At 65.6% G+C, this 12930-nt stretch carries 10 protein-coding genes and 1 pseudogene; 5 read left to right on the top strand and 6 right to left on the bottom strand.

Annotation, left to right across the window (positions count from 1 at the left end):
• Positions 1–5 precede the first annotated feature (5 nt).
• Entirely contained in the window at positions 6–1280 is a 1275-nt protein-coding gene (locus ACFC25_RS03040; RefSeq protein WP_337345959.1) for a helix-turn-helix transcriptional regulator, read from the top strand.
• A gap of 104 nt (positions 1281–1384) precedes the next feature.
• On the opposite strand, the gene ACFC25_RS03045 is transcribed toward ACFC25_RS03040, so the two are convergent.
• Together ACFC25_RS03045 and purD are read right to left on the bottom strand one after the other, a co-directional pair.
• A complete protein-coding gene (locus tag ACFC25_RS03045; RefSeq protein WP_376043952.1) occupies positions 1385–2338 on the bottom strand; it encodes a phosphoribosylaminoimidazolesuccinocarboxamide synthase in 954 nt (317 codons plus the stop codon).
• 1 nt (position 2339) lies between these two features.
• Complete coding sequence (purD, locus tag ACFC25_RS03050; RefSeq protein WP_376043954.1) at positions 2340–3656, bottom strand: phosphoribosylamine--glycine ligase; 1317 nt, start codon at positions 3654–3656, stop codon at positions 2340–2342.
• 103 nt (positions 3657–3759) lie between these two features.
• Between purD and ACFC25_RS03055 the strand changes: the two genes are divergently transcribed.
• The 3 genes from ACFC25_RS03055 (at position 3760) to ACFC25_RS03065 (ending at position 6830) form a co-directional block, all read left to right on the top strand.
• Positions 3760–5331 (top strand): molybdopterin-dependent oxidoreductase, encoded by a 1572-nt coding sequence (locus ACFC25_RS03055; protein ID WP_376043956.1) that lies wholly within the window; start codon positions 3760–3762, stop codon positions 5329–5331.
• A 65-nt stretch (positions 5332–5396) separates the two neighbouring features.
• Positions 5397–6413: an asparaginase gene (locus tag ACFC25_RS03060; RefSeq protein WP_337345955.1), complete on the top strand. Its 1017-nt coding sequence runs from the start codon at positions 5397–5399 to the stop codon at positions 6411–6413.
• A gap of 39 nt (positions 6414–6452) precedes the next feature.
• Complete coding sequence (locus ACFC25_RS03065) at positions 6453–6830, top strand: sterol carrier family protein (RefSeq protein ID WP_337345954.1); 378 nt, start codon at positions 6453–6455, stop codon at positions 6828–6830.
• A 90-nt stretch (positions 6831–6920) separates the two neighbouring features.
• Here ACFC25_RS03065 and ACFC25_RS03070 read toward each other — a convergent pair whose 3' ends face one another.
• The 4 genes from ACFC25_RS03070 to ACFC25_RS03085 all read right to left on the bottom strand — a co-directional run bounded on the left by ACFC25_RS03070 (position 6921) and on the right by ACFC25_RS03085 (position 11789).
• Positions 6921–8429, bottom strand: coding sequence for a cation:dicarboxylate symporter family transporter (locus ACFC25_RS03070; RefSeq protein ID WP_376043958.1), 1509 nt, complete (start codon positions 8427–8429; stop codon positions 6921–6923).
• Positions 8430–8648: 219 nt separating this feature from the next.
• Positions 8649–9416: an SDR family oxidoreductase gene (locus ACFC25_RS03075; RefSeq protein ID WP_376043959.1), complete on the bottom strand. Its 768-nt coding sequence runs from the start codon at positions 9414–9416 to the stop codon at positions 8649–8651.
• Positions 9417–9443: 27 nt separating this feature from the next.
• A complete protein-coding gene (locus ACFC25_RS03080) occupies positions 9444–10187 on the bottom strand; it encodes an aspartate/glutamate racemase family protein (RefSeq protein WP_337345951.1) in 744 nt (247 codons plus the stop codon).
• A gap of 33 nt (positions 10188–10220) precedes the next feature.
• Positions 10221–11789, bottom strand: coding sequence for an NCS1 family nucleobase:cation symporter-1 (locus tag ACFC25_RS03085; protein WP_376043960.1), 1569 nt, complete (start codon positions 11787–11789; stop codon positions 10221–10223).
• 311 nt (positions 11790–12100) lie between these two features.
• On the opposite strand from ACFC25_RS03085, the pseudogene ACFC25_RS03090 reads away from it, so the two are divergent.
• Positions 12101–12930 (top strand): annotated as a pseudogene (locus tag ACFC25_RS03090) (pyruvate dehydrogenase (acetyl-transferring), homodimeric type); the annotation flags it as partial.

Below are 12930 nucleotides of genomic sequence, written 5' to 3' on the forward strand. Positions count from 1 at the left end.
ATCCCGTGGGCAACGGATTCGGGGAGAAGCTCCGGGCGGAGCGTCTCGAACGTGGGCTGACACAGGCTGAACTGGGCAAGGACCTGTATTCCCCCAGCTATATTTCCCTCCTCGAGACCGGCCGGAGGGAACCGACGGCCGAAGTTATCGAGGAACTGGCCCGCAGGCTGGAACTGGCGCCCAAGGCGCTGGAGGCCTGGAGCCAGCCCATCTCGGTCAGCGACGCCGAATACGTCCTCGCCGGGCTCTACGCACGCCAGGCCTGGGACCTCAGGGACTACCCCCTGGCCGCCACGCACGCCGCCACCGCGGCACAAATAGCGCTGGAAGGCAAGAACACCAGCGCCTGGTGGAACATGACCTACATGCAGGCCGAGTGCCTGATCAAGCAGGGCAACTGGCAGGAGTGCCAGAAGATCATGCAGCACCTGCTCGAGCACCCCATGGCTACCGAGTCAGTGGGCCTGGGTGTGCGTGCCCGGCAGATGCTCGCAGGGATCTGCCAGGGACAGGGCCAATTGAGTACCGCCGTCGATCACGCCATGGAGGCCGTGAAACTTTGCGCGAAGCTGCCCAAAGGTTCCACCCTCATCATCGGCGCCCACCGGGCCCTGATCGGGGCCTTGGCAGAGAGCGGCCGGCTGGACGAGGCCTGGAAGTTCTGCCAGGACATGAACGACCAAGTTGACGAGCACTCCATGTCACAGCTCGCCGGCGAGGTAGCTTGGGTGATCGGCAATGTGGCGTTCATGCGGCATGACTACGCGGAGGGCATCAAGTACCACGAACGCGCCGCCCGGATGCTCTCCCCCGCCAACGACATCGAACTCTGGGCGCGGTTCAACAAGGCATCCGCAGCAGTGCGCCTGTCCTCGGGAATCGTGGAGCCGGAAACGCTGTCCTCCATCGAGCGTGCCGAACTGGCGCTGTCCATCGTGGGCGGCAACAAGACGGACCAGCTGGAAGTGGCCTTCATCCGCGCGCGGTGGCTTTACCTCACCGGCGACATCATGGCTGCGATCAGCAAGCTCCGGGAAATCCACGCCGAATCAGACGCACTGGCCAAGCACACCGCCGGCGAAGTTTCGCTCCTGCTGGGCAAGTCGCTGAAAGCCGCCGGCGAGTCGGAGGAGGCCTTGGTTTACCTGGAGGAAGCACAGAAGGCATTCAGCGCGGCTGGCGCATCGGACCGCGTCCAGCAGGCACTCGACGCCGTCCTGGAGATCCGGCTGGCGCAGCAGCGTGCCGCGAAGGCGGCCAAGGCCAGCAAGGCAAGCTAGCCGGCTAGCCGGCTAGTCCAGCAACGCAGGCAATACCGGCAAGGCCCGCTCCCAGCGGGCCCAGCCGGTAGCCGGGCCCACCTGGAACGGGCCAGTGAACAAACCTAGGCGAAGGCCTGGCCCGTGAGCTTTTCGTACGCCTCAACGTAGCGGCTGCGTGTACGGGCAACGACATCTGCCGGCAGCGCGGGCGGGGGAACGTCCGAGGACCGGTCCCAGCCTGATTCGGCTGACGTGAGCCAGTCCCGCACGTACTGCTTGTCGTAGGATGGCTGCGCCTGGCCGGGCTGGTACGTGGCTGCATCCCAGAACCGGGAGGAATCCGGGGTGAGCACCTCATCGCCCAGGGTGATGGTCCCGGACACGGCGTCGTAGCCGAACTCCACCTTCGTATCAGCCAGGATGATGCCCCGTTCGCGGGCGATCTTCTCCGCGGTGGTGTAGATCTTCAGGGTCAGTTCGCTCAGCCGCCCCGCGATGTCGTCGCCCACCATTCCCACCATGGCGTCGTAGGTGATGTTCTCGTCATGGTGGCCCACCTCGGCCTTCGCTGACGGCGTGAAGATAGCGCGCTCCAGCCGGGACCCGTCCACCAGGCCCGGGGGCAGGGGGATGGCGCAGACTGTGCCGGACGCCTGGTACTCCAGCAGGCCGGAACCGGTGAGGTAGCCACGGGCGATGCATTCCACGGGGAACATATCCAGCTTTTTGCAGATCATGGCGCGGCCTTCCACCGCAGCGGGAACCCCGCCTTCCACGGTGGAGGCCAGGACGTGGTGCTCCACGCCGAGCTGGTCGAACCACCACAGGCTGAGCTGGGTAAGGATCCGGCCCTTGTCCGGGATCTCGCTCGTCAGGACGTGGTCGTAGGCGCTGATGCGGTCGCTGGCCACCACCAGGACACAGTCCTGGCCCACCTGTTCGCGGATGGAGTCGTCCGCGGGCTCATACAGGTCACGGACCTTGCCCGAGTAGACGTGCGTCCAGCCGGGAAGGTCCAGGGTGGCGGTGCTGAGGCCGCGCTTCTGCTCTGGTTCCTGCGGGGAGTTCTCGGTCATGCTAAGCCTTCGCTTTCGTCACGGGCAGGGATCCGGTGGCGCTGGAGGACACCTTGATCTCGCCGCGGGCTGCCTTGCGTCCGATGTCCGTCCGGAACTGGGAGCCTTCCAGCTGAACAAGCTCCACGCCGTCGTACGCCCTTTCACGGGCCTCCACGAGGTCGCTGCCAAGGGCAACCACGGCGAGCACGCGGCCGCCTGCGGAAATCACCTTGCCTTCGTCGTCAAGCTTGGTGCCGGCGTGGATCACGTGCACGCCTTCGAGCTCGTCCACCTTCTTGAGCCCCCGGATGCGGTCACCGGTGCGTGGCGTATCCGGGTAGTTCTCGGAAGCCACGACGACGGCGACGGCAGTGTCCTTGGACCAGCGCAGCTCTTCGGCTTTGTCCAGTTCGCCCTTGGCGGCTGCCAGCAGCAGCGCACCGAGGGGGGTCTTGAGGCGGGCCAGGACGGCCTGTGTCTCGGGATCGCCGAAGCGGACGTTGAATTCGATGACCCGGGTCCCGCGCGATGTCAGGGCGAGGCCCACGAACAGCACGCCCACAAAGGGTGTGCCGCGGTGCGCCATCTCGTTGACCGTGGGCTGGGCTACGCGATCGATGACTTCCTGCACCAGGCCTTCCGGTGCCCATTCCAGGGGCGTGTACGCACCCATGCCGCCGGTGTTGGGGCCTTCGTCGTTGTCGAAGATGCGTTTGAAGTCCTGCGCCGGGGACAGGGCTACGGTGTTGCGGCCATCGCACAGGACGAAGAGCGACACTTCGGGGCCATCCAGGAATTCCTCGATCACCACGGTGCCGCCGGCGTCGAAGCAGGTCTGCGCGTGCGTGAGGGCCTCTTCGCGGTTCTTGGTGACCACCACGCCTTTGCCTGCGGCGAGGCCGTCGTCCTTCACCACGTAGGGCGCGCCGAAGGTGTCCAGGGCGGAGGCGGCTTCCTCGGCATTGGTGGCCACCAGGGCCATAGCCGTGGGCACACCGGCCTCAGCCATGATCTCCTTGGCGAACGCCTTGGAAGCCTCGAGCTGGGCCGCGGCCTTGCTGGGTCCGAACACCGGAATGCCGGCTTCGCGGACGGCGTCGGAAACACCGGCGGCCAGCGGCGCCTCCGGGCCCACCACTACGAGGTCGACGGCCAGCTTGGTTGCCAGGGCCGCGACGGCGTCGGGATCATTGCCGTCAATGTTGTGGGTGGGGACCAGTTTGCTGATGCCGGCATTGCCGGGAGCTGCATGGACCTCGGACACGTTGGGGTCGGCGAGCAGGGAGCGGACAATGGCGTGTTCGCGGCCTCCGGGGCCGATGACGAGTACCTTCACAGTCTCCAAGGGTACTTCGTGAACCCTGATGGCTCCTAAGCTGTGTCAGCTGCGAGGGCCTCGGTGGAACAATCCCCAACGCCGTCCGCTACGAACCAACGGCATGAAGAAGCTCCTGAAGTGGCTCAAGGGTCCAACCGCCATGGCCGCGCTTGCCGGTGCCGTGGCAGCCGCCGTCGTACTTGCCGTCGCCGAACTGATTGGTGCGTTCTTTACGGCGCGGGCCACCCCGGTGATTGCCCTGGGGTCCACGTTCATCGACTTCACGCCGCCTTGGATGAAGGACTTCGCCATCGCCACGTTCGGCACCAACGACAAGGCGGCACTGTTTGTGGGGATGGGCCTGACCATCTTCCTGCTCGCCTGCGTGCTGGGCGTGGTGGCCTACCGCAAATGGGCACTGGGTGTGGCCGGAGTTGTGCTGATGGGCACCGTGATCGTTGCCAGCGTGGTGACCCGCGCCGGCGTCAAACCCCTGGATGCCATCCCCACCGTCCTGGGAACACTGGCCGGTTTGGTGGTCCTGCGGCTGCTGATCGTACTGGCGTGGCGGGTCAGGACCGGGCCCCCGGTTCGGCCGTCGGAAACCCCGACGGCGGAGCCGGGGACGAGCCGCCGCAGGTTCTTCGCCGCCGCGGGCATCACGGCAGCAGCCGCCGGCATCGCCGCCACCGGCGGCAGGCTCCTGGGCGCGGCCCGCAGCAACATCGCCCAGGCACGCAACGCCCTTCAGCTGCCCGCGCCGGTGAAGGCGGCAGCGGCCATACCTGCCGGGGTGCAGTCCCCCGTGGCCGGCGTGACCCCCTGGATCACCCCCAACGGGGACTTCTACCGGATTGATACCGCGCTCAGCGTTCCGGAGATCAACGCCAACGACTGGGAACTCCGCGTCCACGGCCTCGTGGAGGAAGAGGTGCGCCTCACCTTCCAGGACCTGCTCGACGCCGACCTGATCGAATCCCACGTCACCCTCACCTGTGTCTCCAATCCCGTGGGCGGCAACCTCGCCGGCAACGCGAAATGGCTGGGGCTGCCCATCCGCGAGGTCCTCAAGCGGGCGCGCCCCACCGACGGGGCGGATATGGTGCTGTCCACCTCGATCGACGGCTTTAGTGCCTCCACGCCACTGGAAGTGCTGCAGGACGACCGCGACGCCATGCTGGCTATCGGCATGAACGGTGAGCCCCTGCCGCTGGAGCACGGTTATCCGGTGCGCATGGTGGTGCCCGGGCTGTACGGCTTCGTCTCGGCCACAAAGTGGGTGGTGGATCTTGAGGTCACCCGTTTTGCGGACAGCAAGGCCTACTGGACGGATCGCGGCTGGTCCGAGCGCGGCCCCATTAAGACGATGGCCCGGGTGGAGGTGCCCAAATCCTTCGCCAAGGTGCCGGCCGGCCGCGTGGCCATCGGAGGCACCGCCTGGGCGCAGACCCGTGGCATCACCAAGGTTGAGGTCCAGATCGACAACGGGGACTGGGCCGAGGCCACGCTCTCAGCGGAGGCGTCCGTGATTACGTGGCGCCAGTGGTCCTACGCATGGGAAGCTACCCCGGGACCGCACTACATCAAGGTCCGCGCCACGGATGGAACTGGCGAGATGCAGACAGACCAGCGCGCCGAGCCCGTACCTGACGGTGCCTCCGGCTGGCAGTCCGTGATGGTCACCGTGGAGTAGCCGGCATTCCCCGGGCGCCCATGGGCTTCCCCGGACATTCCCTTCAGGGGCCCTAGACTGGCAACATGCCGCACAACCCGCATGCCACCTTCACTGTGGACTCCGCCGTCGAACTGGCCGTCGTTGAGCGCAGCGGCTTCGTGGAATCCCGGCACATCGGCTCCGCGGTACTCCTGGCCACCGACGGCACCGTGGTGACTGAACTCGGCGACATCACCACCCCCATCTATGCCCGGTCCGCGCTCAAGCCGCTGCAAGCCCTGGCGTCCATGCAGGCAGGTGTGCCGCTGCGCGGCGCCCAGGTGGCCTTGGCCTGCGCCAGCCACGTGGGATCCCTCGATCACATGGACGTGGTCGAAGGAATGCTCAAGGCTGCCGGAGTCAAGGAAGAACAGCTCCAGTGTCCGGCCGCGTGGCCCCAAGACGAGACTGCCCGCAACTGGCTGGTCCGCTCCGAGCGCGGCAAGTCCAAGCTAGCCTTCAATTGCTCCGGCAAACACGCTGCGTTCCTCTGGGCCTGCACGGAAAACGGCTGGGACACGCACAGCTACCTCGAACCCAACCATCCGCTCCAGCAGGGTGTCCGCAGCGTGATCGAGGAGTATACCGGGGAACAGATCGCCCACTTGGGGATCGACGGCTGTGGGGCTCCGGTGGCCGCGGTTTCGCTGACCGGCCTGGCCCGCGCCTTTTCCCTGCTGGCCAAGGCTCCGGGGGACAAGAACTCCAATGCCCGGGCCGCCACCATCACCACTTCCATGCTGGACTACCCGTGGGCTGTACAGGGCCGCGGCGAGGCCAACACGATCGTGATGGACGAACTCGAAATCATCGCCAAGATCGGCGCCGAGGGAGTGTTGGTGATGGCCACCCCGCAGGGCGTCGCCGTGGCCATCAAGATGCTGGACGGCAACCTGCGTGCCACGTCCCTGGTGGGCCTGACCATGCTCGCCGCCGCCGGGGCAGTGGACATCCCGGGCGTCTCCAGTGTCCTGGAAAAGGTGGTTGAGCCCGTGATGGGCGGCGGTCGGCCCGTGGGCCGGATTCGGCTGGGACCGGCCGTGTCGGCCCTCCTCGACTGACGTTTTCCCTTCCCCACCTGCATTAAGGAGGCCGGCCGCATGGCTGTAGCGCGCCGTCGTATTGGCATTGAAGAAGGCACAGCGGCGCTGGCCGCGTGGCGGGAAGGTTCCGCGTCGGCGTCGGACGTTCCTGTCCCCCGCGCTGTGACCGCCACCGCGGTGCGATACACGCTGGAGGAAGTAACGGCCCGGGCCCCGGGCAACTCGGTGGAGGTGCGGGTGCCACCATTCGGCGTCACCCAGTGCGTAGAGGGTCCGCGGCACACCCGGGGCACCCCGCCCAACGTCATAGAGTGCGACGCCGCCACCTGGCTGGGCATGGTCACTGGCCAGTTGAGCTGGGCAGACGCGGTCGCGGCGGGCCGGGTGGCGGCCTCCGGGCTGCGGGCGGACCTCTCCGCCCTCCTGCCGCTGTAGCCAGTCGGCCCAGGGCCTGTAACCCGTTAAAGCGCAGGCCCCGCGCCGGGGTATCCCGGGCGGGGCCTGCGTACTGGGCGGCGTTGGCCGCTAGTCGTGGACTGCGGGTGTTGGGCTCTCCTGGGCCGGGGCGGCGTGCGCGCCAGGCCGGCTCATCTGGAACCCAGGGATATCGCCAGGATTCGGACCTCCGCGGAACTTGGGGGACGGCTCCTGGCCGCCGCTGATCCGCTCAAGCTCCTGGTCCTCGAAGACTTCCTCCACCCCGAGCATGATCGCGGAGTCGTGGTTGGTGATCTCGCCACGGAACGCGCGGACCATCACGCTGCGGTCAAATTGGCCTTCCCACTTGGAGACCACAAAGGTTGCAACGCAGTTGCCCAGCAGGTTGACCACCACGCGCATGGAGTCCATCAGCCGGTCAGCGCCGAGAAGGAGGGCGACGCCGGCCACGGGGAAGATGCCCAGGGCGGCGGCCGTGGCGGACAGCGCCAGGAAGGATGACCCGGGGACGCCAGCCATCCCCTTGGACGTCAGCAGCAGCACGCCAAGGGCGGCCAACTGCTGGCCGAGGTCCAGGTTGTGCCCGAACGCCTGCGCCAGGAAGAGCAGGGAGATGGAAAGGTAGATCGCGGCGCCGTCGAGGTTGAAGGAGTAACCGGTGGGGACCACCAGTCCGGTGGTGGCGCGGGAACAGCCGGCATTGGTCAGCTTGGTCATGATGCGCGGCATCACGGCCTCGGTGGAAGCGGTGCCCAGGGCCAGCAGGAACTCCTCGCGGGTGTACTTCAGGAACTGCCAGAGGGGAACGCGGGCAAAGCCCCAGGCCACCAGGAACAGGAGTCCGATGAAGACTATGGCCGCACCGTAGCAGGCGGCGATAAGCAGCGCGTAGGTGCTGAGGGTATCGAGGCCGTACTGGCCGATGATGAACGCCATGGCACCGAAGGCGCCGATCGGGGCCACCTTCATGATCCAGGACATGATCTTGAAGATGAGCTCCAGGACGGTCTCCATCAGGCTGATGACCGGCATGCAGCGTTCACGTCCGATGACCACGATGGCCGCGCCGAAGAACACCGAGAAGAAGAGGACCTGCAGGAGGCTGTTATTGGCGAAGGCGCCGATGACGCTGGTGGGAATGACATCCAGGATGAAGGCTGCCGCATCCTTCGGCGGGGCGTTGCCGGTCTTTGCGTTCAGCGCTTCCTGGGAGAGGGTGCTGGGATCGATGTTCAGCCCGGCACCGGGCTGGACGATGTTGCCTACGACGAGGCCGAAAACCAGTGCGAAAAGCGTGGCTGCTGTGAAGTAGAGAAGGGCTTTGACTCCGACCCTTCCGACCGCCTTAACGTCGCCTACGGCTGAGATGCCCGTGACGATCACCAGGAAAATCAGCGGCGCGATGATCATTTTGATGAGTTGGATGAAGCCATCACCGAGAGGCCTCAGCTGTGAGCCGAGGTTCGGCCAGAAATGTCCGATAAGAACACCTGCCACGACGGCGATCAGAATTTGGAAGAAGAGCGACCTATACAGGGGCTTCTTCTTCGACGGCGCCGAACTCGCCTTCAGCGCCGCGGAATCTGGGATCTTCATTGATCTGTACCTATCAATCGGGAACAGCCCCGGAGATCGGGGTCTGTTTCAAACGTAACCCCGGTCACAGAATTCCGCAAGAGGAAAATCAATTTCCACATTGCGAAATCTTTGGAAGGCGGGCGGGCACGAAAAAGGCCGCCACGAATTCGGGCATCTGCCCCGGGAGCCCGGCGGCGGATGTCCGAAAACGCAGCGGTGAGAAGAAAAAGGGTGCGGTCAGCCCCGGCCGATGAAAGGCATGCCCGCGGCGGTGAGGACCACGGAGCCCACGCTGGCCGACGCCGGCATGTTGGCCATAAGCAGCACCGCGCGTGCGGCATCCTCCACGGGGAACATGGGCTCAACCCGTCGGCTGCCGTCGGCTTGGAGCGCACCCGAGCCCACCCCTATGGTGTCCATGATCTCGGTGGCGGTATTGCCAATGTCGATCTGGCCGCAGGTGATGCCAAAAGCGCGGCCATCAAGCTCAATGCTCTTGGTCAGACCCGTCATGGCATGTTTGGTCACGGCGTAGGCAACGGTCCGCGGCCGGGGCGAATGCGCCGAAATGGAGCCATTGTTGATGATCCGCCCACCCTGCGGCTGCTGCGCCTTCATAGCACGGACAGCAGCGGCGGCGCACAACATGGAACCCGTAAGGTTGACCGCCACCGTGGCATTCCAGTCGGCCAGGCTGATCTCGTCAACGGAGGCCGCGGGTCCGAACACACCGGCATTGTTGAAGAGCACATCCACTCTCCCCCACTGCCGGCGGGTGGCTTCAAAAAGCCGTTCGACGTCGTCGGCAACCGTGACATCGCAGGGCACCGCAAGCGCGTTCCGGTGCCCATCCGCCGTTTCGCGAAGCAGGGCTTCCCGGCGCCCTGCCAGCGCCACGCGGTAGCCATCGGCGAGCATCAGCCGGGCCACTGCCCGGCCGATGCCCGACCCGGCACCGGTGACGACGGCGACCCGGGATTCTACTGGCGGGCTGTAGTCAGTCATGTTGGGGCCTTTCATAGGGAATTGCCGTCAGCGCACAGCCTCGGGTGCCTCGGACAACAAGGGCCAGCCTATGACAGTCTTCGGCCGCGGCGCCGCATAAGTGCGGACCTTGGACGTGGACAGCCTCATCCGGACCAGGCCTTCGGCGATGGTGACCGCCGAGGCCACACCGTCCACCACCGGAACGCCGGCGCGCAGCCGGATCGCCTCGTCCAGCCCGGCCATCCCGCCGCAGCCCAGGACAATGACCTCGGCCTTGTCTTCCCGGACCGCGATCAGTGCCTGCTCGATGATCGCTTCGACAGCCCGTTCCGGCTCCTCCTCCAGTTCCAGGACGGCCATTCCGCTGGCACGCACGGACGCGCACCTCGCGTCGAGGCCGGCCAGCTTCAGCCGGTCCTCGATCAGCGGAACCGCCCGGTCGAGGGTGGTGATGACCGAGTATTTATGGCCTAGGAACATCGCAGTGCTGGCAGCCGCCTCGGTGATGTCGACGACGGGCACGTCCAGGAGTTCCTGAAGGCCCTCCCGGCCGTGCTCGCCGTAGCCTGCCTGGATGACGGCGTCGAACGGTTCCGGGTAGCTGAGGACCCGGTCCATCACGGCGATCGCAGCAAGGTAGCTTTCAAAGTTCCCCTCGCACGAATCCGCACCGAACCTGGGCGTGAGCCCCACGATTTCCGTGCCGGGCGCGGCGATGCTTCTGGCCTGGGCGGCGATGGAATCGGTCATGGACTGCGTGGTGTTTACGTTGGCAACGAGGATGCGCATGTCTCTCCATGGTTCATAGCGTGGAAGGCGTTGTCAGTGCGTGCTGGCCACGGCGATGGGTTCGCCGTCGACGTCGTCGAACTGCTGCTTGCGGTCAGTGATCAGGTAGTACGTCAGGGCGCCCAGGCCCGCGCCGAAGAACCAGGCAAACGGCGCCGCGGCTTCCAGCGCTGGTACAAAGGCAATAAGGATCGCGACGGCGGACGCCGGGAGCAGCGCGATGATCGCCTTGGGATTGACGCCCTTCGTGTAGAAGTACGCTCCTGCCGGGCTTTCGCTGTAGAGCTCTGGCACATTGACCCTTCCGCGGCGGAGCAGCCAGTAGTCGGCCATGACAACGCCGAACAGCGGCCCCAGCAGTGCACCGAGCCCGCCCAGGAAGTACACGATCACCAGCGGGTTGTTGTAAAGGTTCCACGGCAGGATCACCAGGCCAATGGTGCCGCTCACCCAGGCGGCCTTCCGGAAGTCGAGTCGCTTGGGGAACAGGTTGGTGAGGGCGTAGACGGGCGCCACAAAGTTGGCCATCAGGTTCACGGCGATGGTCAGGATCAGGATGGCGAGGCACGCCAGCACCAGGAATAGCGTGTTGGGGATGCTCTCCACGATGTCCGACGGCGTTTCGATGATGGTGCCGTTGATTTTGTACTGCCCGCCGGCAAGGACCACCACGATGGCGCCGAACAGCAGCATGTTGATGGGGATACCCCAGAAGTTGCCGCGGACGATCGACTTCCTGGAGACAGCCGAGCGGGTGAAGTCGCAGAAGTTCAGGACGAACGTGCCGTAGATGGCCACCCACAGCGCGCCGCCGGCGAAGATGGTCCGCCACATCTCGCCGCCTTCGAGCCCGCGGATACCCGTCCACTGGATGGCGCCCTTCGCTTCGATGAAGACCCAGGCCGCGAGGAGCACCATGGTCAGGAGGATGACGGGTCCGGCGAATGCCTCATATTTGCGGATCATCTCCATGCCGAAGCTGACAATCACGAGCTGCACGATCCACAGTGCTACGAAAGCGATCCAGCCCAGCGTGGACAGACCGAGGATGGAGTTGGTGTCCAGCTCGTGCAGCGACGGAACCATGGCCACGAGCATGACCCGCAGCACCACTGAGGCCAGGAAGGTCTGGATGCCGAACCAGGCGACGGCCACCGCCCCGCGCAGCAGGCTGGCGAGCTGGGCGCCGCGGATGCCGAAGCTGATCCGGCTCATGACGGGGAAGGGCACGCCGGTCTTCTGGCCCATGAATCCTGAGAAGCTCAGCAGCGCGAAGAGCAGGACGGCGCCGATGGCCAGGGCAGCGAGGATCTGCCAGCCGCCAAGGCCCAGCGAGAAAAGTCCGACGGCGAACGCGTAGTTGCCGAGGCTGTGTACGTCATTCGCCCACAGGGTGAAGATGCTGTAGCCGGTCCAACGGCGGCCCTGCCGCTTCGTCGGGGCCAGGTCCACGTTGTACAGGCTCGGGCTGATGGCCTGGCCGGAGGCGGCACTTGCGGTTTCGCACAGGGCGTCGATGCCGGTGGCCGGGTGGATCGGCTGGCCCGACAACACTGTCGGGCCGGGAGCCGGTTCGACGCCGACTGGTGGGGTCGTCTGCATCTGGATCTCCAGTTCTGGGATTTCCGCGGTGGTGAGCCCCTGATCTGACGATCTCTGCTGTTATTCCACATCGCGAAATGAAGTTATTGAATAGTGAAATAAGAGTATGAGCTGCATCACCTCGGGTCAAGGCTGGGAGGCTTGGCCAGCGGTCACAATCGGTCCGCAGCGCAGCCATCGCCCCAAGGCGAGCGGGTCCGGCCTGGTCGTGTTGACCATGGCGCGGTTCGCTCGATAATCTCGAATCGTAAAATTGTTTTCTCACAATACGAAAACATAAGCCCTACATTCAAAGATGAAACGAGGCTGACGTGGCTGCAGGAGAAGATACCTCCCATATCCTCAGCGGGTTGACTAACCAGCTGCCTGATCGTGATCCGGAAGAGACCGCCGAGTGGGTTGAGTCCCTGGATTCGCTGATCAGGGAACAGGGCACCGAGCGTGCCCAATACATCATGCGGAGCCTGTTGCAGCGTGCCGGTGCGCAGAGCGTCGGGGTGCCGATGGTGACCACCACGGATTACGTGAATACGATTCCGGTGGACCAGGAAGCCGAGTTCCCGGGCAACGAGGAGTTCGAGCGCCGGTACCGGGCGTACATGCGCTGGAACGCCGCGGTGATGGTGCACCGGTCCCAGCGGCCGAACATCGGCGTGGGCGGGCACATCTCCACCTACGCGGGCGCGGCCACCCTGTACGAGGTGGGCTTCAACCACTTCTTCCGCGGCAAGGACCACCCCGGCGGCGGTGACCAGGTCTTCTTCCAGGGCCACGCCTCCCCGGGCATGTACGCCCGCGCGTTCATGGAAGGCCGGCTGACCGAGGAGGACCTGGACGGGTTCCGGCAGGAAAAGTCCCGCGCCGGCCACGCCCTGTCCTCCTACCCGCACCCGCGGCTGATGCCCGAGTTCTGGGAGTTCCCCACCGTGTCCATGGGCATCGGGCCGATGAACGCGATCTACCAGGCCCAGTCCAACCGGTACCTGCACAACCGCGGCCTCAAAGACACCTCGGACCAGCAGGTCTGGGCGTTCCTGGGCGACGGCGAAATGGACGAGCCCGAGTCCCGCGGCCTGCTCCAGCTCGCCGCGAACGAGAACCTGGACAACCTGAACTTCGTGATCAACTGCAACCTCCAGCG

The sequence above is a fragment of the Pseudarthrobacter sp. NPDC055928 genome (assembly GCF_042270935.1).
Lineage (GTDB): Bacteria > Actinomycetota > Actinomycetes > Actinomycetales > Micrococcaceae > Arthrobacter.